We start from the raw sequence: 20,172 nt of genomic DNA, 5'->3' as shown, positions 1-20,172 counted from the left end.
CGGCACCGTCGCCCGCTGTGGTTCTCCGTCGACGGCTTCGACCGCATGCGGGGGTGCGGCCGGTCGGTGCGTGGGGAGGGGAAGCGCACCGACCGGCCGCGCGGCTCGATGCCTGGAGTCGGGGGCTTGGCATCGAGCCGGGATTCGGATGGCTAGCGGTGGCGAGTGTCCGATGTGGACTGTTCGGCGGGTTCGCGGAAGCGGTGGCGGCCGACGTGTTCTCGTTGTCGTCGTTCGGCTTCCACGTCGGCTATGAGTTGCCAGACAGTGCGGGTGTCTTCGCCTGATCCGGCGTGTTGGGGGAGGCGCGGTTTCCACGTCGCGATCAGGTAGAGGGCGACGATCGCCGAGATGGCGCCGATTTCCGGGAGCACGTTCAGCATGTCGGAGTCCTTTCACGCGCTGATGCGCGCATCGTCTTTCGCGGTTTCGCGGAGCAGCCGCGCCATCTCGTCCAGGGTGAGAGCGGCGGCGCTGAGGTCGTCGGTGTCGAGACGGCCTGCGCCGACCTGGAAAGCCAGGTCGTCCAACACCCACTGGGCGCGGCGCAGCAGGACCGCGAGACCTCTGGTGCGCTGACTCATCGCGCCACCGTGCAGGCCAGTCGCCGAGCTTCGTCGTTGCAGGTGCCGCAGGTGTCCCACAGCCACGCCAGCACCGAGTTGTCAGCGGTGAGCTGCTGCTCGCACAAGGTCCGCACCGAAGTCCCGCTCGGATAGCAGAAAGCCCCGCCCGGATGTGCGTCAAGACTCGCGTGCCGAGCCCCACCAGCCGGAACCCAGTGGAACGGATACATGCCATCACCCCAGATCCTTGGTCGTTGACTCAGTGATCAAGCTTCTTTGAAAGATATAGGGTGTAATTACTCCCGACCATCCCTTGATCGGGTGTAAGTGCTCCTTGATCGCGCAGCGCTAGGCTCCTGACATGCCGACGACCCCAACCCGACGCAAGAGACGGCTTGGCCAGCTACTGGCCCGCCTTAGGAGCGAAGCCGACAAGACGCTTGGCGCCGCCAGCAAGCTCTTGCGCGTCAGCGAGCCGACCGTTAGCCGGTACGAAACCGGCTACGTTCGCCCTGGTTGGGCAGCAATGCAGGCGTTGCTCGCGCTCTACAACGCAACCGATGAGGAGCGCTCCGAAGCGGCACTGCTTTGGGAAGACGCAGGTGAACGAGCCACTCGGATCGTCACACCCACAGGTTCGCCCAAGGCGTTCCGAGCTTTCCTGCGCGCGGAGGCAGAAGCCGACACCGCCCGTGTCCTCGGTCCGCTCGTCATACCTGGGCTTTTGCAAACGCATGCGTACGCAAGGGCGATCAATGCGGGTGGTCACCAATTCCATTCAGCCAGCCCGGAGCGGTACGTGAACGCTCGCCTCAGTCGGCAGGCGCGACTGAGCGGACCGGCCCCACTTCGTCTGCACGCGTTGATCGACGAGTCAGTGATCCACCGCGTGGTCGGTGGACCCGACGTAATGATCGAGCAGCTGCAGCACTTGATCACCAGCGCCGAGCGCGAGAACGTGACGGTTCAGATCATGCCGTTCGGCCTTGGTGCTTACGGCACCATGTCTGGCGGTTTCACGATCATCGGGTACGCCGATCCGGACGATTTGCCAGCCGTCTACCTGGAGTACGCCGCTGGTGGCGCCTGGGTGGAGAATGTGAATGATGTGCAGCATTTCTCCGGCATGTTCGACGAAATCGCTGCGTCAGCGTTGACACCCGGCGAATCGACGGACTTGATCCGCTCTCAAGCGAAGGCGTTGGAATGAGCAACCTGAACTGGCGCAAGAGCAGTCACAGCGGAAGTGGCGCGAACGAGTGCGTTGAGCTGGCCGTGGGCCGGGCCGGGACTTACATCCGGGACACCAAGGACCGCGATGGCGGCACGTTATGCGTGAGCTGCAGGTCTTGGGCCAGCTTCCTGGCCAGCGTCAAGGCTGGGCAGCTGGGTTGATGGGGTCGTGAGTGCGAAAACCGGCTCCAACCGGCTTTCGCACTCACGACATCAGGTTTCCGACCTTGGTGCCGGGACTACCCGGACCTCGGTGCCGAGGTCCGGGATGGCCGTGAGTTCGTGCTCGGGAGTGGCGTTGTCGGTGATCACCAGGTCGTAGGCCCGCACGTCGCCGTAGGCGAAGGTCGCGGTCTTGCCGAACTTGGAGTGGTCGACCAGCAGCACGTTGCGCGCCGTGGACTCCCGGATGCCCTCCTTGACGTCCGCGTAGTCCTGGATCGGGTGGAACAACCGACCGTTGGTGATGGCCGTCGCGGACATGAACGAGATGTCGGCGCGCAGCCGGGACAGCGCGCGCAGCACGTCCGGGCCGGTGCACGAGTCGAACTCACCGCGGTAGCGGCCACCGAGCAGCACCACCTCGCACCCGGCAGCGGAGAGGATCTGCGCGACGCCGACCGAATTGGTGACCAGGGTCAGTTCCTCGATCCCGGAAACCTGCCTGGCCAGCGGGAAAACCGTGCTGGAGTCGTCGATGAGCACCGTCATGCCGGGCCGGACCTCCAGCGCGGCGGCACTGGCCAGCGCCGCTTTCTCGGCGACGTGCAGGCCGATGCGGAAGCGGGTCGCGGTCTCCACCGTCAGCGACGAGTACGACTCGACCCGGCCCCGCAACTTGCGCAGCAGGCGGCGCTCCGCGAGCTCGTCGAGATCGCGGTGCATCGTCATCAAGCTGACCTCGAACCGCTCGGCGAGTTCGTCGATGCGGGCGCCGCCGTGCTCGATGACGTGCCGCAGCACGTCTTGCCTGCGCTGCTCGACCACCGCGTCCGACGGCCGCACGTTGCCCATCGGCGCTCCTACTCCTGCGGGCGGACGACGGCTTTCACGGCCGTTTCGTCGCGGGCGGAGACGGTGAGCGCCTGCTCGACCTCGGCGAGCCCGAAGCGGTGCGTGACCAACCGGTCCAGGTCCACCGATCCGGCCGCGGCGAGCGCGATCGCCGCGGGCCAGGTGTTGGCGTAGCGGAAGGTGCCGGTCAGCTCGATCTCGAAGTTCTGCACGTGGGACAGCGGCAGCGCCAGCTCGTCGCCACCCATGCCGATGAGCACCACCCGCCCGGCGCGGGTGACGGTGCGGATCGCCTCGACCGCCGCGCTGGGCACCCCCGAGCACTCCAGCAGCACGTCGGGTTCGTACCCGAACTCGGTCAGCGAGGTGCCCCGCACATCGATGGTGCTGGTGGCGGCCAGCTCGGCGGCCAGCGACAGACGACGCGCGTTGACGTCGGTGACGACGACTTCGGTCGCGCCGAAGGCCCGCGCGGTCTGCGCGGCGACCAGGCCGATCGGACCGGCTCCGGTGATCAGCACCCGGGACCCCGGACCGACCCGGCCCTTGCGGCAGGCCCAGACCCCCACCGAGAGCGGTTCGAGCAGCCCGGCCGCGTCCTCGGAGATGGTGTCGGGCACCGGGTAGGCGAACTCCTCGTGCACCGCGACGTACTCGCAGAACGCCCCGTCGATCGGCGGGGTCGCGAAGAACCGCATGTCCGGGCACAGGTTGTACCGGCCGCTGCGGCACTGCGGGCACACGAAGCACGGCACGCCCGGCTCGATGGCGACCCGCTGGCCGGGGGTGTGCCGGGAGACCCCCGAACCGCAGGCCACCACGACCCCGCCCGCTTCGTGCCCGAGGATCAGCGGCTGCTGCACCACGAACGAGCCGATGCGGCCTTCCTCGTAGTAGTGCGCGTCCGAACCGCAGGTGCCCACCGAGGTGACCTGGACCAGCACCTCGCGCGGGCCCGGCGCGGGCACCGGACGTTCTTCGAGCACGATGTCGTGGATGCCGCGCAGCACCGAGGCACGCATGGTCGTTGGAGTCATTCGCCAGTCACCGCTCCCAAGGTCATGCCGGTGACCAGCCACCGGCGGACGGCCAGGCCCGCGAGGATCATCGGGGCCACCACGAAGGTGCCGATCGCGGTCAGCTGTCCCCAGTCGATACCGGCCTGGGTGACCAGCTGGTTCGCCGCGATCGGCAAGGTCTGCGAGTTCGGGCCGCTGAACACCAGGGCGAAAGCGTAGTCGTTCCAGGCGAACACCAGGCACAGCACGAAGGTGGTAACCAGCCCCGACTTGGTCAGCGGCAGCACGACGTGCCAGAACGCCTGCCACCGGGTGCAGCCCTCGACCTGCGCCGACTCCTCCAGCGACGGCGGGAGTTCGGCGAAGAACGCGCTCATCAGCCAGATCGCGAACGGCAGGTCGAAGGTCAGGTAGGCCAGCACCAGACCCGGAATGGAGTCGATCAGGCCCATTGCGCGGAACATCAGGAACAGCGGCAGCACGACCGCGGCGATCGGCGCCATCCGGGTCGAGATGATCCAGAACGACAGGTGCTTCTTGCCGCGCATCCGGGTGCGGGCCAGGCCGTAACCGGCGGGTGCGCCCAGCACCACCGCCAGCACGGCGGAGATCCCGGCCGCCAGCACGCTGTGCACGATGTAGGGCGTCAGGTTGTTCGCGCCGGTGAACAGGTTCCGGTAGTTCTCCAGCGTCGGCTCGAACAACACCTGCGGGGTCGCCGCCGTGACATCCGCGGTGGACTTGAACGACGACAGCACCATCCACAGCAGCGGCACGAGCGTCCACAGCAGACCGATGCCGAGCACCAGCCACACGGTCAGCCGCAACCGCCGACTGCCGCGCTCGAACGGGCTGACCGGCAACGCGCTCATCTGGTCAATCCCTTCTTGTCCAGCATCCGCACGAAAGCGCGGGCGATGACGATGGACACGGCGAGCATCACCAGGCCGATGGCGGCCGCGTAGCCGAGGTCGAAGAACCGGAAGGCGGTCTCGTACAGCCGGACCGGCACGATCTTCGTCGCATCCGCCGGTCCGCCGTTGGTGGTGACCCAGATGATGTCGAAGTAGCGAATCGCGTCCATCGACCGGATCAGCAGCGCCACCAGCAGCACGTTGGAGATCGACGGCAGCACGATGTGCCGCAGGCTCTGCCAACCGCTGGCGCCGTCCAGTGCCGCGGCCTCCCGCAGGCCAAGCGGCACCGAGGACAGTCCGGCGAGCGCGATCAGCGCGATCAGCGGCGTCCACTCCCACACGTCCATCAGCACCACCGCGGCGAACGCGGAGCTCTTGTCGGCTCAACGCCGCGAGCAGCGCGACGCCGGGCGTGAGCAGCCGTCCTTCGAAGCTCGGCCAGCGGCGCCCGGCTCGCCTGGTCCGGGTCGGCTCCGGTGCGGGTTTCTCGATCGTCAGGCTCATCCGGCCGCCACCCACCCTCGGGCCGTGATGCGGTTGACGCGGTCGGTGGTCTCCCGCATCGCTTGCTCCGGCGAGGCGTCGCCGACCAGCATCCGCGACAGCTGCGTGTAGATCGCGGTGTCGCACTCGTTCCACATCGGGATCTTCGGGCGCAGCCCGGCGTTCTCCGGCAGCCACGCCTGCCGGACCGCTTCGGCGGTCAGCATGTTCGGCATCGCCGACGGGCGGTGCTCGGCGGCGCGCACTTCGGGCGGTTCGTAGACGGATGTGCGGGTGGGCGTACCGCCACCGGCAGCGCTGCGGAGGTTGCGCAGCTGGGTGTCCCGCGCGGTAGCCCAGTTCACGAACAGCCACGCGGCGCCGCGCTCGCCCGGCAGCGTGTTGGCGCTGATCCCGATGCCGCAGCCGCCGTACTGGTTCGCCGAGCGCTGCGGGCCCATCGGCAGCCGCGCGTAGCCGACCTTGCCGGGCAGCACCGCCTCGTTGTCCGCGGCGTACTCGTGCCAGTTCGGGCACATCGCGATGCGGCCCGCGCGGAACGCCGCGCCCAGGCCGTCCCAGTCCCAGGTGCGCGACGCGGGATCGGCCACGGACAGCAGGCGCTGGTAGAAGGCGGCGGCCTCGATCGCGTTGTCCTCGGTCAGCAGGCACGGACCGGGCTCGACCACGCCGAGGCGGCCCACCTCGAAGCCGTTCGCGAAGTAGTCGCCGCCGTAGGACCACAGCACGTTGGAGAAGTCGCACATCAGCGAGTCGTGCTGTTTGGCCTGGTGTCCGGCGCCGTAGCGGACCTCGTCGGTGTTGTCGTTGAACCACTGCGCGATGGCGAGGTACTGCTGCCAGGTGGTGTGCTCGCCGGGCGTGGGATCGAAGCCCAGGTCGTCGGCCATCCGCTGGTGGTGCTCGTCGAACAGGTCCTTGCGGTACTGCCAGATCATCGTGGGGCAGTCGTAGGGCAGCGCGTAGATCTTGCCGTCGGTGCCGAAGCGGCCCGCGGCGTCCAGCTGCACGGGTACGAAGTCGGCGAAGTCGGACACCTCGCCGGGCAGCGTCGGGTCGTCGGCGAGTTCGCGCAGGTCGACCAGGCCCTTCGAGTACGGCGCGAGCACCTGGTACGGGTCGGCGTAGATCACCTGGTACTGCGCCTGACCGGAGGCCAGGTCCAGCGCGACCTTCTGCACCAGCGCGGACAGCTCCAGCGTGACGATGTTGATCTTGATGCCGGTCAGCCGGGTGAACGGGGCGAGGTCGGCGGCGATGGCCGCGGTGGGCGCGGTGTTCTCGGAGATGAAGTTGAGCGTGGCGCCTTCGAACTGCCGCCAGCGGTCGTCGGTGGCCAGCCGCCGCACGTCCTGGCGCGACGTGCAGCCGCCGAGCAACCCACCGGCGGCGAGCGCGACGCCACCGGCGACCGCGCTGCCCAACAGCCGTCGGCGGCTGAGCCTCGACTCGATCATGTGCGCTCCTGGCAGGTCCCAAGCAACTGCGGTGGTCATTATTAGCGGAGATAGAATAAATTGTTAACACATTTTATGAGAACAACTTGGCGCGCTGATCGTGGGAAGGTGACGCTTTCGCGCGAAATCGCCGCGCCACGGCCCTCACTCCGCGGCAGCAGGTGTGCGCGACCGGTGAGGCGACGTGGGACGCTGGGGGCATGGCGAACCGGCTTGCGGATGCGACCAGCCCCTACTTGTTGCAGCACTCGGACAACCCCGTCGACTGGTGGCCCTGGACTCCCGAGGCGTTCGAGGAGGCCCGGCAGCGGGATGTGCCGGTGCTGCTGTCGATCGGATACGCCGCCTGCCACTGGTGCCACGTCATGGCGCACGAATCGTTCGAGGACCCCGAAACCGCGCGGTTGATGAACGAGAACTTCGTGAACATCAAGGTGGACCGCGAGGAGCGGCCGGACATCGACGCGGTGTACATGGAGGCCACCCAGGCCATGACCGGTCAGGGCGGCTGGCCGATGACCTGCTTCCTCACCCCGGACGGCGAACCGTTCCACTGCGGGACCTACTACCCGACGGCGCCGATGTCCGGCCTGCCGTCGTTCCGGCAGCTGTTGGACGCGGTGGCGCAGGCGTGGGCAGGGCGCGGTGATGAGGTCCGCAAGGCCGCCGCGCGCATCGCGGAACAGCTGAGCGCCCAGCGGGCCCCACTGCCCGAGTCCATTTTGGACGAAGAGGTGCTGGCCGAGGCGGTCGCCCGGCTGCAGGTCGAATTCGACTCGGCCAACGGCGGATTCGGTGGTGCGCCGAAGTTCCCGCCATCGATGGTGCTGGAATTCCTGCTGCGCCACCACGAACGGATCGGCTCATCGGATGGCGGCCGGTCCGCGTTGGAGCTCGTCGAGGCCACCTGCTCGGCGATGGCCCGCGGTGGCATCTACGACCAGCTGGCGGGCGGCTTCGCGCGCTACAGCGTCGACCCGTCGTGGGTCGTGCCGCACTTCGAGAAGATGTTGTACGACAACGCCCTGCTGCTCCGCGTGTACGCGCACCTGGCCCGGCTCGGCAGTCCGCTCGGCGAGCGCGTGACGCGCGAGGTGGCCGAATTCCTGCTGCACGAAATGCGAACTCCGGAAGGCGGATTCGCGGCGTCGCTGGATGCCGACACCGAAGGCGTCGAAGGCCTGACCTACGTTTGGACGCCGGACCAGCTGCGCGAGGTGCTCGGCGCCGACGACGGGGCGTGGGCGGCGCAGCTGTTCGAGGTGACCCGGGCCGGGACCTTCGAGCACGGCACCTCGACCCTGCAGCTGGAGCGCGACCCGGACGATCCGGCCCGCTGGCGGCGGGTGCGCGAACGCCTCCGCGAAGCCCGCGACCGGCGCCCGCAGCCCGGCAAGGACGACAAGGTGGTCACCGCCTGGAACGGCATGGCGATCACCGCGCTGACCGAGGCCGCCGCGGTGCTCGACGAACCGCGCTGGATCGACGCGGCGGCGCAGGCGGCGGATCTGCTGCTGGAACGGCACTTGGTCGACGGCCGGTTGCGCCGCACCTCCCGCAACGGGGTGGTCGGAACGGCCGGTGGCGTGCTCGAAGACTACGGCTGCTTCGCCGACGGCCTGCTTTCGCTGCACCAGGCGACCGGCGGATCGCGTTGGCTGCAAGCGGCTTGCTCGCTGCTCGACACGGCCCTGGAACAGTTCGCCGACGCCGAGCACCCGGGCATGTTCTACGACACCGCCGCCGACGCCGAAGCGCTCGTCCGGCGCCCCTCCGACCCGACCGACAACGCCAGCCCAGCTGGGGCATCGGCGCTCACCTCTGCCCTGCTCACCGCGGCCGCGCTCGCCGGAATGGACGCCACGGCGCGCTATCGCGGCGCCGCCGAGCAGGCGCTGTCCCGCGTCGGGCTCCTCGCGCAGCGCGCGCCCCGCTTCGCGGGCCACTGGCTCAGCGTCGCGGAAGCGCGCGCCCACGGACCGCTGCAGGTGGCGGTGGTCGGCGAAGCCGAGGATGGCGATCGGGCGGCGCTGCTCGCCGCGGCACGGCGGCACGCGCCCGGCGGGGCGGTGGCGTTGGCCGGGGAGCCGGGGGCGACGGGGGTACCGCTGCTGGCCGGTCGGCCGCTGGTCGGCGAAGCCGCCGCGGCGTACGTCTGCCGCGGCTACGTCTGCGACCGGCCGGTGACCACCGCCGAAGACCTCGTCGAGTCCCTCGCCCGCTGACCGGCCGCCACCTGCACCATCCACATCGGACTCCTGTCGGGAAACCGGTGGCGAGGCGCCCGAGGTGCTCGACGGCAGTGTCCACGTAGGTCAGATCAGCGTGCACGCCGACCACGTGCGCCGGGGCATCGGCCGGATGCTGCTCGACCACGTCGAGTCCTGGGCGCGCGAGCAGGGGTTGGCCGCGCTGACGCTGACGACCTTCCGAACCGTGCCGTGGAACGCGCCCTACTACGCGCGCCTGGGGTTCCGGGAGATGGCCGACGAGGAGATCACGCCGGGTCTGGCCGAGCTCGCGGCGCGCGAGGCGGCGCACGGCCTGGATCTCGCCGCGCGGGTCTGCATGCGCCGCGCGATTTCGCCCTAGGCGGAAGCACAACTCCTTCTACCTCTGATGTAAGCGTGTAATTCTGTAATCAGGAGGTGGGAAGATGTATTCGAGATTCGATCGAGCAGCCCGCGGTCGAGGTTGGGGAGGACCGCCCGGAGCGGGCGGCGGACGCGGGCGGCGCAACGACCCGCCGACGGCGGACGACGCCAAGGCGTGGTTCACCGGGCGGCTGCCCGAAGGCTGGTTCACCGGTGCTCCGACGGTCACCGTGGACCGCGAGGAGATCGTGGTGGTCGGCGATCTGCCGTCGGTGGACGGCGAGTTCGCCGACGAGGCGGGGCGGGCGGCCGCGCGCAGCGGCCGGATCGCCCGGTTCCGCGAAGAGACCCGCGACGAGCGGATCGAGATCGCCCGCCAGGCCGAGCACCGCTACGGGCGCAAAGTGGCCTGGGGAGCCCGGCTCGGCGACACCGAGGAACTGTTCACCACGCTGTCCGTGCCGGTGATGACCCGGCTGCACCAGCCCGAACGCGTGGTGCTGGACACGCTGGTGGATGCCGGGGTCGCCCGGTCCCGCTCCGAAGCGCTGGCCTGGGCGGTCCGACTCGTCGGCCAGCACACCGAGGAGTGGCTGACCGAACTGCGCGAGGCCCTGTCCAAGGTCGACGAACTGCGCAACCGCGGGCCCCAGGGGTCGTGAGCTGGCGGGAGCGGAGCGCTCGCCCGGTTGTTCCGGGCGAAAGCTCCGCTCACCCGGATGCGGATGGGTTCGCTCGCGACCGCCGGTCAGGCGTACAGGGCGAGCCAGATCGCGATGTGGTGGCAGATCGCGGCCAGCGAGACCGCCGCGTGGAAGAACTCGTGGTAGCCGAAGGTCTTCGGCCACGGGTCGGGCCGCCGGCTCGCGTAGAAGACCGCGCCCGCGGTGTACAGCAGGCCGCCGACGAGCAGCAGCACCAGCACAGCCACCCCGGCGTTGTGCAGCAGATCGGGCAGCACGAACACGGCAACCCAACCCAGCGCGATGTACACCGGCACCCCGACCCAGCGCGGTGCGTTGGGCCAGGCGAGCTTGAGGATCACGCCGCCCAGCGCACCGCCCCAGACGACCGCGAGCACCACCGCACCCGTCGTCGGCTGCATGGCCACCATCGCGAACGGGGTGTAGGTGCCCGCGATGAACAGGAAGATCATCGAGTGGTCGAGGCGTCGCATCCAGGTGCGCGCGCCGAGCGTCTTCCAGGTCCTGCGGTGGTACAGGGCGCTGACACCGAACAGGCCCAGCACCGTCGCGACGTAGATGGACGTGCCCACTGCCGCCGCAGCCGACACGGTCGCTGCGGCGAGCGCGATCAACGTGGCGCCAGCGGCGACCGAAACCACCAACGACCACAGGTGGATCCAGCCACGCATCCTCGGCTTGACGAAAGCGCTCGGGCGGCGCGCGGAAAGGGCACTAGTCACCCCCCGAGGCTACGGGACCGCCGCAGCGCCGCCTGGAATCTGCCATCGCCCGCGGCAGCGGGCTGGTGCCGTCGACGCGGCTAGCCTGGGCCAGCGCTGACATGCCTCAGGACGCCCGCCTCCCGGTGCCCGCGCAGGGTGACCGCGGGCGAACTCCAGGTGACCGCTGCCGCACGGTGAAGTGAAGCGAGGCGAGGTGGGATCCGCGCCGGATCCGGATCCGCGTAGGCTCAGCTGGCGTGGCGCTCAAGGTTCGGTTGAAGGAACTCGTCTACGACGTCTACGAGCGGCGGCTGCGTCGGAAGCTCGACGGAGTCCAACATCCCAGGCACGTCGGCGTCATCCTGGACGGCAATCGCAGGTGGGCCAAGGAAGCGGGTCTGGACGCCGCCCACGGGCACCGCGCCGGTGCGCGCAAGATCGCCGAACTGCTCAGCTGGTGCGAAGCGGCCGATGTCGAGATCGTCACGCTCTGGCTGCTGTCCACCGACAACCTCAACCGCACCCGCGCGGAGCTCGACGCGCTGATGGAGATCATCGCCGGGGTGGTCGACGAACTGACCGATCCGATCACGCCGTGGCGGGTGCGGATCGTCGGTGCACTGGACCTGCTGCCCACCGAGACCGCCGCGCGGCTGTCCGCCGCGGCGCTGCGGACCAAGGGCCGCACCGGCATGCAGGTCAACGTCGCGGTCGGCTACGGCGGGCGCCGGGAGATCGCCGATGCGGTGCGCAAGCTGTTGCAGCAGCACGCCGAAGCGGGCACCACGATCGAGGAACTGGCGGAGGTCCTCACCGTCGACCACATCGCCGAGCACCTCTACACCTCCGGACAGCCCGATCCTGATCTGCTGATCCGCACCTCCGGTGAGCAGCGGCTGTCCGGTTTCATGCTGTGGCAGTCGGCGCACTCCGAGTTCTGGTTCACCGAGGCGTACTGGCCCGCCTTCCGGCGAGTCGACTTCCTCCGCGCGCTCCGCGACTACGCGGTCCGCCACCGCCGCTTCGGCGGGTAGCCGAGACCGGACGAACGAAAAGGCCAGGTCGCTGGGACCTGGCCTTTCCGTTGGGACGAGCTGCGCTCAGCTCTCGACCTTGGGGTGGTCGACGATCGGGGCGTTGACGCACTTGTTGAGCTGCGGGGACAGGATCGGCACAACAGCGCCCAGCACCGCGACGTTGTTGCCGCAGGCCTGGATCGGCAGGACGCTCAGGTTGTTGTCGTTGAGGACGTTGATGCCGTCGTTGTCCGCGCTGTCGGCGTTGGCGATCGGGGCCAGGGCCATCAGACCGGCGGCGGCACCGGCGACAATCACTGCCTTCTTCAGCACTTGGGTTCACTCTCCTTTGATTACCGCGGGATTCGGAGTTCACACCGCGTGGACTTCGGAAAGCCCACGCGGTGGCCACCGAGTCTGGTGCGTTCCGGCTGAAAACTACCGGCGGCAGGCCGGATGCCCAAACTCCTTAACACCATTGTGTGAAGTCGGATCTCGTATTCGCTGGTGGTGACCGTGAATTGGGCGGTCAGAAACCGTGACCCGCGCACAAAAAGGAGCGCCGGGTCCGACCCGACGCCCTTTTCGTCACCTAATTCCGCGTACCGGATCCAGGCGAATCGCCTGGATCAGCTGTCGACCTTGGGGTGGTCCACGATCGGAGCGTTGACGCACTCGTTGAGCTGCGGGGACAGGATCGGCAGCACGATGCCCAACACCGCGACGTTGTTGCCGCAGGCCTGGATCGGCAGAACGCTCAGGTTGTTGTCGTTGAGGACGTTGATGCCGTCGTTGTCCGCGCTGTCGGCGTTGGCGATCGGGGCCAGGGCCATCAGGCCAGCGGCCGCACCGGCGACAATCGCTGCTTTCTTCAGCACTTCGGTTGCTCCTTGTTGGATGGGATGAAGCGAGTGCGCTCTTTCTCCCCCGGCTACGCACCCCAAAGTCGGCCTGGGGGAAGCACCCGGCGTGAAAGATATCCAGCCAAACCGGGGAAAAGACACCTCGTTAACACCATTGTGTGATTTATTTGTTCGACGTTGCGTGGCCGTTTGATTGCGTCGGCAAATGCGCACGGTTTCCCCGGTGTGGAAAGGACACCAGCGGCCGACGGTCGGGATGCGCGGCGTAGTGTCCGGACGTGGACTCCGAAGCGCTCGTGTCCGAATACGTCCTGCTCGGGCTCAGATTCGATCGGCTCGTCTCGGGATTCGTGGATTCCTACACCGGCGATCCGGCATTGCGCCGCCGGGTGGAAAACGAGTCGCAGCCCGATCCGACGCGACTCGCCGCCGAGGCACGGCGACTGCGCGCCGAACTACCGGAGGCGGGGCTGGCCGAACCGCGCCGCCGGTTCCTCGCCGCGCAGCTCACGGCGCTGGAGTGCAGCGGACGCAAGCTGGCCGGTGCGCGGCTGCCCTTCCGCGCCGAGGCGGAGGCCTACTTCCAGGTCACCCCGATGACCGGAGATCCCGACGAGTACCGGGCGGCGCACCGCGAACTCGCCGAGCTGCTGCCTGGTCGGGGGTCGCTGACCGAGCGGCTGACCGCCATCCGCAGCCGGGACCTCGTCCCCGCGCAGCGGCTCAAGGTCAGCGTGCAGGCCCTGTCCAGCGCGCTGCGCGATCGGGTGCGCAGCCGATTCGGCCTACCGGTCCAGGAAGTCGTCGAATACCAGATCGTGACCGACAGGCCCTGGAGCGGCTTCAACCACTACCTCGGCGAATACCGATCGCGGGTGGCGGTCAACGCGGACGTCGGGCACGGGGCCGCCAACCTGCCGCAGCTGGTCGCGCACGAGTCGTACCCCGGGCACCACACCGAGCACTGCCGCAAGGAAGCGGGTCTGGCGATCCGGGACCACCAGGCCGAACACACGATCTTCCTGGTCAACACGCCGCAGTGCCTGATGGCCGAAGGGCTTGCGGATCTGGGGCTGCAGGCCGCGATCGGACCGGGCTGGGGGCCTTGGGCGGGCGAGATCTTCGCGGATCTGGGCATCTGGATGGAAGGCGAGCTGGCCGAGCGGGTGGAACTCGCGATGGGCCGACTGCTGACGGTCCGCCAGGACGCGCTGCTGATGCTGCACGACGACGGCGCCGACGACACCGAAGCGGTGGCCTATCTGCAGCGCTGGTTGCTGATGTCCGAGCCGCGCGCCCGGCACCTGGTGCGGTTCATGCGCGATCCGCTCTGGTGCGCCTACACCACCACCTACGTCGAGGGCTACCGGCTGCTGCGTCAGTGGCTGGAGAATCGCCCGACGGCGACTTCGAGCACCGATCGTTATCGCCGGTTGCTTGACGAACCGTTGGTGCCCGAGGTGCTGCGGGCGGAACTCGCCTCCCACGTCTGAGTGGCCGTCCGGCGAAAAATCACGCGAACGGCGTAGTTCTGATCACCGGGTGTGCCGGGCCGACTGACGCGGCGAACTGGCCGTCGAAAGCGGTCTGACCTGCTGCCGGACCGCTCGTCGACGCGGATCGGCGTCGGCGACGTTGCTGTGACCAGCGCGGATTCCGGGGCGAGTGAAGAGAAATCGACGACTCGGCGAATCACCTGTGTGGCTGCCTGCCGAGTCGCGATCTCGCAGGTAGCGTGCGCTGTTGACGGGCCGTTCTCTAGCAAGTCCGTACGCGGCCCGTCCGGGAGGCCCTGATCGTGGCTGTTGGCTGGAGCGGACGGTTACCACGTCCACCTTGGTCGCGAAGGGCCGGTGCCCGGCCCCTGCGACCACGGCGGACGACCGGTCCAGTCGGGGCGCGACGAGGCCAGGCCCGGCCCGCCGACGAGCGGGTGTGCATGCCACGCCCGCGAGGGAGTAGCCGTGACCGCACGACGTTCCCAGCATCAAGCGGAGATCCCAGCCTCAGGAAGCGAGTCCGCGAGCACCGCGCAAACCGGTCGCACCGAGGTCCGCACCTATGTCCTGGACACTTCGGTGCTGTTGTCCGATCCGTGGGCGATGTCCCGTTTCGCCGAGCACAACGTGGTGCTTCCGGTGGTGGTCATCAGTGAGTTGGAAGGGAAACGCCACCACCCCGAACTCGGCTGGTTCGCCAGAGAATCCCTCCGCATACTCGATGACCTGCGGATTCGGCACGGGCAGCTGGACCAGCCGGTGCCGGTGGGCGAGTCGGGCGGCACCCTGCACGTCGAGTTGAACCACACCGATCCACAGGTGCTGCCGCCGGGGTTCCGCACGGACTCCAACGACGCCCGCATCCTGGCCTGTTCGTTGAACCTGGCGGCCGAAGGGCACCGGGTCACGCTGGTCACCAAGGACATGCCGCTGCGGGTCAAGGCGGCGGCCGTGGCCTTGGACGCCGAGGAGTACCGCGCGCAGGACGTGGTGCCGTCGGGCTGGACCGGGATGGTCGACGTCGACGTGCCGTCGGATTGGGTGGATGTCCTGTTCAAGGACGGCATCGCCGACCTCGACGAGGCGCGGGACCTGCCGCCGAACACCGGCGTGCGGTTGTTGGCCGGTTCGCAGAGCGCGCTGGGCCGGGTGACGGCGGAGAAGCAGGTCCGGTTGGTGCGCGGTGATCGGGAGGCCTTCGGCCTGCACGGCCGCTCCGCCGAGCAGCGCATCGCGCTGGAGCTGCTGCTCGATCCGGACATCGGGATCGTGTCGCTGGGCGGTCGGGCCGGGACCGGCAAGTCCGCGCTGGCGTTGTGCGCGGGCCTGGAATCGGTGCTGGAACGCCAGCAGCACCGCAAGGTCGTGGTGTTCCGGCCGGTGTACGCCGTCGGCGGTCAGGAGCTCGGGTACCTGCCGGGCACCGAGAACGAGAAGATGGCCCCGTGGGCGCAGGCGGTGTTCGACACCCTCGGCGCGGTGGCCAGCGAGAACGTGCTGGACGAAGTGATGGATCGCGGGATGCTGGAGGTCCTGCCGCTGACCCACATCCGGGGTCGCTCGCTGCACGACTCGTTCGTCATCGTCGACGAGGCGCAGTCGTTGGAACGCAACGTCCTGCTGACCGTGCTGTCCCGACTCGGCGCCAACTCACGGGTCGTCCTAACCCACGACGTCGCACAACGCGACAACCTCAGAGTCGGCCGCCACGACGGCGTAGCGGCAGTGATCGAGAAGCTCAAGGGCCACCCGCTGTTCGCCCACGTCACCCTCACCCGCTCCGAACGCTCCCCAATAGCAGCCCTGGTAACCGAGATGCTGGAAGGAGAATTCACCCCGTAGCGGATGAATTTTTCGAGGTGAAGGGCACCTTTGACCGGCTATGTCGGTCAAAGGTGCCCTTCACCCATCACTCGAACGGTGTTACCAGCCGGTGGGGAGAGGGCGGCCTTCGGCGAAGCCCGCGGCGGATTGGATGCCGATCACGGCGCGGTCGTGGAACTCCTCCAGGCTGCGGGCACCGGCGTAGGTGCAGGACGAGCGCAGGCCGGAGCTGATCTCGTCCAGCAGGTCCTCGACGCTGGGTCGGTGCGGGTCCAGCCGCATCCGGGAACTGGAGATCCCTTCCTCGAACAGCGCCTTGCGGGCCTGGTCGAACGCGCTGTCGGTGCGGGTCCGGGCCGAGACGGCGCGCTTGGAGGCCATGCCGAAGGACTCCTTGTAAGCCCGGCCGTGCTCGTCGCGTTGCAGGTCACCCGGCGATTCGTAGGTGCCAGCGAACCACGAGCCGACCATCACCGACGCCGCACCGGCGGCCAGCGCCAGCGCGACGTCCCTGGGGTGCCGGACACCGCCGTCGGCCCAGACGTGCTTGCCGAGCCTGCGCGCCTGCGCGGCGCATTCGGCGACGGCGGAGAACTGCGGGCGGCCGACGCCGGTCATCATCCGCGTCGTGCACATCGCGCCCGGCCCCACCCCGACCTTGATCACGTCAGCTCCGGCCTCGACGAGGTCGCGCACCCCTTCGGCGGTCACCACGTTCCCAGCCACCACCGGAACCTTCGGGTGCACCGCGCGGACCGCCCGCAGCGCGGAGATCATCTTCTCCTGGTGGCCGTGCGCGGTGTCCACCACCAGGGTGTCGACCCCGGCGTCCAGCAGCGCGACCGCCTTGGCGGCGACATCGCCGTTGACCCCGACGGCCGCGGCCACCCGCAGCTTGCCCGCGTCGTCCAGCGCCGGTGCGTAGATCTCGGCGCGCAGCGCGCCACGGCTGGTCATGATCCCGGCCAGGCCACCCTCCGCGTCGACCGCGATGGCGACGTTGCGGGCCTGCTTGTGCAGCTGTTCGAAGACCTCGCGCGGCTTGGTCTCCAGCGGCAGCACAACGGGGCGCCGGTCGGCGACCTGCCCGACCCGGGCGAACCGGTCGACCCCGGTGCAGGCCGCCTCGTCGACCACGCCCAGCGGCCGGTTGTCGTCGTCGACGACGACCACGGCGCCGTGCGCGCGCTTGGGCAGGAGGTTGAGGGCGTCGGCCACGGCGTCGTCGGCGTGCAACACCAGCGGGGTGTCCCAAACCGGGTGCCGGGCCTTGACCCAGGCGGTGATCTCGGCGACCGCGCTGGCGTCGACGTCCTGCGGCAGCACGACCAAGCCGCCGCGCCGAGCGATGGTCTCGGCCATCCGGCGGCCCGCCACGGCTGTCATGTTGGCGACCACGATCGGCAGGGTGGCCCCGGTGCCGTCACTGGTGGCGAGGTCCACGTCGAAGCGGGACTCGACGTCGGAGCGCCGCGGCGTCAGGAAGACGTCGTCGTAGGTCAGATCGGTGGAGGGCTGCTGCCCGTTCAAGAACTGCACGTCTAACCACCCTACGGGCTCGCGCCGCCCCAGTCGCCTACAGCGCGAACCGACGGGCCGCCCCACGATCACCAGAAGACCTGACCCGTCCAGAGTTGCTCGCGAAGCGCCAGCTGTGGCTAACTGACCCCGGCTGCGTACCGAGGTACGTGGAAGTACGCCGGGTGTACCCGCCGGAGGCGGGACCCCGGCCGCTGCGTTTCTGGGATGGGTACCGCAAGATCACCAGATCAGTGGACCCAGTAAGAGTTGATTTCTGAAGCGCATCGCTTGTTATACTGGCGTCGGCCACGCTCTGTTGGGGCGTGGAAGTACGCCGGGACCTCCCGCTGTATTGTGGGACCCCGGCCTCTGCGTTTTCTGGGGCATTTTACGTGGCGTTGATCCGGTGCAGGCGAGTGGTGTCGCCGAAGTGCGCTAGGTAGTCGCCAACTCCCCGCTCAGCGGCAAGCATTGAGCCGCACGCAAGTGCAAATCCCGAAGCGCGCAGCGAATGTCTTCGGCGTTGGTGAGGTCGATGATGCTGGCGGTGAGGATGTAGACGCCGATGGTGAGGTCGTAGGACTCATCGACGTAGGCGTGGACGAACACGAGGCGTAGTGAAACGAGAACTGCAGTTCGAGATCAAATCGATACACCCGGTGGTGATTGAGGATTCGGCGCTGATAAATTCCCGTCAGCCATGCTCTGTTGGGGTGTGGAAGTACGCCGGGACTCCCCGCCGGAGGCGGGACCCCGGCCGCTGCGTTTTCAGGCTTCTTCTTCGGTGAGGGGTTCGAAGGAGCTGTAGGCCTGGTAATTGCGGAAGAAGCGGCCGTACAGTTCTGTGCCGTCGTCGAAGGTGGCGTCTTCGAGGGGTTTCACCTCGATGATCTGCTTCAGCTTCCAGGTGATCAGTTCGTGGTTCTCGTTCTGGTAGCTGGTTTCCTGCTGCTTGCCGTATTCGACGGCCTTTTCCTTCGCCTCTTCTTCGGACTCCGCCTTGAGCAGCACGAACGATTCCTCGTACAGCGGTTGGTGGTCCGCGGCGTCCGAGGTGGCTTCCAGGACCAGGACCGCGACGTAGTAGTCCAGCTCGACCGCGCCCGCGTTCGCCTGGAACTCGCGCGGGTCGATGGTGCCCGGTCCGATGTTGATCGAACCGATCGCGTCGAAGTCGTTGCCGCTCATGCCGTCAAGGATCTCACCCGCTCGGCAGCATGGCGCGAACCGCCTCGATGCTGTCGGCGGAAGCGGCGTCCTTTTCCGGCCGGTAGCGCAGCACGCGGGCGAAGCGCAGCGCGACCCCGCCCGGATAGCGGGGGCTGATCTGCACGCCGTCGAGTTCGATCTCCACGACCAGTTCGGGAACGACGTGGACGGTCCATTCGTCGCGGTGGGTCTCCCGGCGCTGGAATTCCGCGGTCTGCCAGGCCAGCAGTTCGTCGGTGAGGCCCTTGAACGTCTTGCCGACCATGATCGGCGGGCCGCCGTCGGGGTCGCGCGCGCCCAGGTGCAGGTTCGACAGGTAGCCGCGGCGTCGGCCGTGTCCCCACTCGGCGGCTAGCACGACGAGATCGAGGGTGTGCTGGGGCTTGACCTTCCGCCAGGACCGGCCGCGCCGCCCCGCCGCGTAGCCCGAATCCAGCGCCTTGACCATGACGCCTTCGTGCCCGGCGTCCAGCGCCTCGTCGAACAGTTCGGCAGCGCGCTCCGGCGACGGCGACTGGGTCGCCGGAATCCGGTGCTGCGGTGCGACCGCGCCCAACGCGTCGAGGCGTTGCCGCAGCGGCAGGTCGAGCAGATCTTCGCCGTCGAGGTGCAGGCAGTCGAAGAAGTACGGGTGCAGCAGGAGTTCTCGCGAGTTCTGGGCGCCGAAGCGGCCCATGGTCTCTTGGAACGGTCGGGGCCGCCCGGCGTCGTCGAGCGCGAGCGTTTCGCCGTCGAGCACCACCGCCTGGCAGTTCAACCCGCGCACCAGCTCGACGAGTTCGGGCACGTTCCGGGTGATCTCGCGCAGCGTGCGGGTGTAGATGTGCACGTCGTCGCCGTTGCGGTGCACCTGGATCCTGGCACCGTCCAATTTGTACTCGACGCTGACCTCGTCGAATTCGGCCAGCGCGGTAGCCAGGTTCTCGGCCGGTGACGCGAGCATTGGACGCACCGGCCGTCCCACCTCCAGCCGGAATTCGGCGAGCGCCGGTTCGCCACCGCGCAGCGCCGCTTCGGCGGTCGCGGGCAGCCGACCGGAGAGCATGAACGCCCGCCGGACCGCATCGGTGCGCACCTCGGCAGCCGCGGCGATGGCCTCGATCATCACTCCTTCCAGGGCGCCCTGGCGGAGTTCGCCGCCGAACAGGCGCACCAGGAACTCCTGCTCGGCGGCGGTTGCCCTGCTGAGCAGCTCGGTCAGCGACTCGGCGCGGCGCTGGCCCGAGCCGGAGCCCTTGATCAGCCGAACCGCACCGATCGCCGAATCGACGTCGCCGATCGTCAGCGCGGGTTCGGCCGCGGCTGCCACGCGCAGGGCGGCAAGCGTCGACCAGCCGACCCCGGCCCGTCCACCGGGCAGCTCACCGGCCAACAGCGCGGTCGCCGGGCGGACCTCCACGGCGTCGAGCCGCCCGAGCAACCCGGCGATCGCAGTGGTCTTGGCCTTCCGAGATCGGGTCGCCGAAACCTCACGGGAGGTCGCGACCACTTCCGCGAGCAGCACCATGGGTCCATGGTGCGCACCTGC

The 20,172-nt window shown here is 68.7% G+C and carries 23 protein-coding genes; 8 read left to right on the top strand and 15 right to left on the bottom strand.

Features of this window, described 5'->3' with window-relative positions:
• Positions 1 to 152 precede the first annotated feature (152 nt).
• From ACTWQN_RS27840 to ACTWQN_RS27830, 3 genes are read right to left on the bottom strand one after another with little or no spacing between them, the layout of a single operon-like run.
• Positions 153 to 383, bottom strand: a complete 231-nt coding sequence (locus ACTWQN_RS27840) for a hypothetical protein (protein WP_443206545.1) — start codon at positions 381 to 383, stop codon at positions 153 to 155.
• A 12-nt stretch (positions 384 to 395) separates the two neighbouring features.
• Complete coding sequence (locus ACTWQN_RS27835; RefSeq protein WP_443206544.1) at positions 396 to 584, bottom strand: hypothetical protein; 189 nt, start codon at positions 582 to 584, stop codon at positions 396 to 398.
• On the bottom strand, positions 581 to 796 hold the full coding sequence (locus ACTWQN_RS27830; RefSeq protein ID WP_443206543.1) for an HC3 family zinc finger protein: 216 nt from the start codon (positions 794 to 796) through the stop codon (positions 581 to 583). Before ACTWQN_RS27830 ends, ACTWQN_RS27835 begins: the two co-directional genes overlap by 4 nt.
• A gap of 131 nt (positions 797 to 927) precedes the next feature.
• On the opposite strand from ACTWQN_RS27830, the gene ACTWQN_RS27825 reads away from it, so the two are divergent.
• On the top strand, positions 928 to 1,776 hold the full coding sequence (locus tag ACTWQN_RS27825) for a helix-turn-helix domain-containing protein (RefSeq protein ID WP_443206542.1): 849 nt from the start codon (positions 928 to 930) through the stop codon (positions 1,774 to 1,776).
• Positions 1,773 to 1,961, top strand: a complete 189-nt coding sequence (locus ACTWQN_RS27820; protein WP_443206541.1) for a DUF397 domain-containing protein — start codon at positions 1,773 to 1,775, stop codon at positions 1,959 to 1,961. The genes ACTWQN_RS27825 and ACTWQN_RS27820 overlap by 4 nt, the downstream gene beginning before the upstream one ends.
• A 51-nt stretch (positions 1,962 to 2,012) precedes the next feature.
• Here the strand turns inward: ACTWQN_RS27820 and ACTWQN_RS27815 are convergent, their stop codons facing one another.
• From ACTWQN_RS27815 to ACTWQN_RS27795, 5 genes are all read right to left on the bottom strand, one after another.
• Positions 2,013 to 2,813: a DeoR/GlpR family DNA-binding transcription regulator gene (locus ACTWQN_RS27815; RefSeq protein WP_443206540.1), complete on the bottom strand. Its 801-nt coding sequence runs from the start codon at positions 2,811 to 2,813 to the stop codon at positions 2,013 to 2,015.
• 8 nt (positions 2,814 to 2,821) lie between these two features.
• On the bottom strand, positions 2,822 to 3,850 hold the full coding sequence (locus ACTWQN_RS27810) for an NAD(P)-dependent alcohol dehydrogenase (protein WP_443206539.1): 1,029 nt from the start codon (positions 3,848 to 3,850) through the stop codon (positions 2,822 to 2,824).
• Positions 3,847 to 4,704, bottom strand: coding sequence for a carbohydrate ABC transporter permease (locus tag ACTWQN_RS27805; protein WP_443206538.1), 858 nt, complete (start codon positions 4,702 to 4,704; stop codon positions 3,847 to 3,849). Before ACTWQN_RS27805 ends, ACTWQN_RS27810 begins: the two co-directional genes overlap by 4 nt.
• Positions 4,701 to 5,105 carry a carbohydrate ABC transporter permease gene (locus ACTWQN_RS27800; RefSeq protein ID WP_443206537.1) on the bottom strand — a complete coding sequence of 135 codons (405 nt, stop codon included), beginning with the start codon at positions 5,103 to 5,105 and terminating at the stop codon, positions 4,701 to 4,703. The genes ACTWQN_RS27805 and ACTWQN_RS27800 overlap by 4 nt, the downstream gene beginning before the upstream one ends.
• Positions 5,106 to 5,249: 144 nt before the next feature.
• Positions 5,250 to 6,710, bottom strand: a complete 1,461-nt coding sequence (locus tag ACTWQN_RS27795; RefSeq protein ID WP_443206536.1) for an extracellular solute-binding protein — start codon at positions 6,708 to 6,710, stop codon at positions 5,250 to 5,252.
• 200 nt (positions 6,711 to 6,910) lie between these two features.
• On the opposite strand from ACTWQN_RS27795, the gene ACTWQN_RS27790 reads away from it, so the two are divergent.
• The 3 genes from ACTWQN_RS27790 (at position 6,911) to abmR (ending at position 9,966) form a co-directional block, all read left to right on the top strand.
• On the top strand, positions 6,911 to 8,935 hold the full coding sequence (locus ACTWQN_RS27790; protein WP_443206535.1) for a thioredoxin domain-containing protein: 2,025 nt from the start codon (positions 6,911 to 6,913) through the stop codon (positions 8,933 to 8,935).
• A gap of 64 nt (positions 8,936 to 8,999) precedes the next feature.
• Entirely contained in the window at positions 9,000 to 9,302 is a 303-nt protein-coding gene (locus ACTWQN_RS27785) for a GNAT family N-acetyltransferase (protein WP_443206534.1), read from the top strand.
• Between the two features lie 64 nt (positions 9,303 to 9,366).
• The gene (gene abmR / locus ACTWQN_RS27780; RefSeq protein ID WP_443206533.1) at positions 9,367 to 9,966 is read left to right on the top strand and encodes an ATP-binding transcription factor AbmR; all 600 of its coding nucleotides are present in this window, start codon (positions 9,367 to 9,369) and stop codon (positions 9,964 to 9,966) included.
• A gap of 86 nt (positions 9,967 to 10,052) precedes the next feature.
• Here abmR and trhA read toward each other — a convergent pair whose 3' ends face one another.
• The gene (trhA, locus tag ACTWQN_RS27775; RefSeq protein ID WP_443206532.1) at positions 10,053 to 10,730 is read right to left on the bottom strand and encodes a PAQR family membrane homeostasis protein TrhA; all 678 of its coding nucleotides are present in this window, start codon (positions 10,728 to 10,730) and stop codon (positions 10,053 to 10,055) included.
• 239 nt (positions 10,731 to 10,969) lie between these two features.
• Here trhA and ACTWQN_RS27770 point away from each other — a divergent pair, with 239 nt between their 5' ends.
• Positions 10,970 to 11,746 carry an isoprenyl transferase gene (locus ACTWQN_RS27770; protein ID WP_443206531.1) on the top strand — a complete coding sequence of 259 codons (777 nt, stop codon included), beginning with the start codon at positions 10,970 to 10,972 and terminating at the stop codon, positions 11,744 to 11,746.
• A gap of 66 nt (positions 11,747 to 11,812) precedes the next feature.
• On the opposite strand, the gene ACTWQN_RS27765 is transcribed toward ACTWQN_RS27770, so the two are convergent.
• Together ACTWQN_RS27765 and ACTWQN_RS27760 are read right to left on the bottom strand one after the other, a co-directional pair.
• Positions 11,813 to 12,061, bottom strand: a complete 249-nt coding sequence (locus ACTWQN_RS27765) for a cousin-of-CoaP protein (protein WP_504230370.1) — start codon at positions 12,059 to 12,061, stop codon at positions 11,813 to 11,815.
• 296 nt (positions 12,062 to 12,357) lie between these two features.
• Positions 12,358 to 12,606: a cousin-of-CoaP protein gene (locus ACTWQN_RS27760; protein ID WP_504230369.1), complete on the bottom strand. Its 249-nt coding sequence runs from the start codon at positions 12,604 to 12,606 to the stop codon at positions 12,358 to 12,360.
• A gap of 263 nt (positions 12,607 to 12,869) precedes the next feature.
• Between ACTWQN_RS27760 and ACTWQN_RS27755 the strand changes: the two genes are divergently transcribed.
• Together ACTWQN_RS27755 and phoH2 are read left to right on the top strand one after the other, a co-directional pair.
• Entirely contained in the window at positions 12,870 to 14,084 is a 1,215-nt protein-coding gene (locus ACTWQN_RS27755) for a DUF885 domain-containing protein (RefSeq protein ID WP_443206530.1), read from the top strand.
• Positions 14,085 to 14,588: 504 nt separating this feature from the next.
• Complete coding sequence (gene phoH2 / locus ACTWQN_RS27750; RefSeq protein ID WP_443206632.1) at positions 14,589 to 15,932, top strand: RNA 5'-3' helicase PhoH2; 1,344 nt, start codon at positions 14,589 to 14,591, stop codon at positions 15,930 to 15,932.
• A gap of 81 nt (positions 15,933 to 16,013) precedes the next feature.
• On the opposite strand, the gene ACTWQN_RS27745 is transcribed toward phoH2, so the two are convergent.
• The 4 genes from ACTWQN_RS27745 to ACTWQN_RS27730 all read right to left on the bottom strand — a co-directional run bounded on the left by ACTWQN_RS27745 (position 16,014) and on the right by ACTWQN_RS27730 (position 20,151).
• Positions 16,014 to 17,453 (bottom strand): GuaB1 family IMP dehydrogenase-related protein, encoded by a 1,440-nt coding sequence (locus ACTWQN_RS27745; protein ID WP_443206529.1) that lies wholly within the window; start codon positions 17,451 to 17,453, stop codon positions 16,014 to 16,016.
• Positions 17,454 to 17,870: 417 nt separating this feature from the next.
• A complete protein-coding gene (locus ACTWQN_RS27740) occupies positions 17,871 to 18,044 on the bottom strand; it encodes a hypothetical protein (RefSeq protein ID WP_443206528.1) in 174 nt (57 codons plus the stop codon).
• A 159-nt stretch (positions 18,045 to 18,203) separates the two neighbouring features.
• Positions 18,204 to 18,623: a DUF4288 domain-containing protein gene (locus ACTWQN_RS27735; protein WP_443206527.1), complete on the bottom strand. Its 420-nt coding sequence runs from the start codon at positions 18,621 to 18,623 to the stop codon at positions 18,204 to 18,206.
• A 13-nt stretch (positions 18,624 to 18,636) separates the two neighbouring features.
• Positions 18,637 to 20,151 (bottom strand): ATP-dependent DNA ligase, encoded by a 1,515-nt coding sequence (locus tag ACTWQN_RS27730; protein WP_443206526.1) that lies wholly within the window; start codon positions 20,149 to 20,151, stop codon positions 18,637 to 18,639.
• Positions 20,152 to 20,172: the final 21 nt, after the last annotated feature.

The organism is Saccharopolyspora antiqui (assembly GCF_052246905.1).
GTDB lineage: Bacteria > Actinomycetota > Actinomycetes > Mycobacteriales > Pseudonocardiaceae > Saccharopolyspora.
Note: the sequence above shows the minus strand (reverse complement) of the source record. Positions and strands in the feature narration are given on the sequence as shown.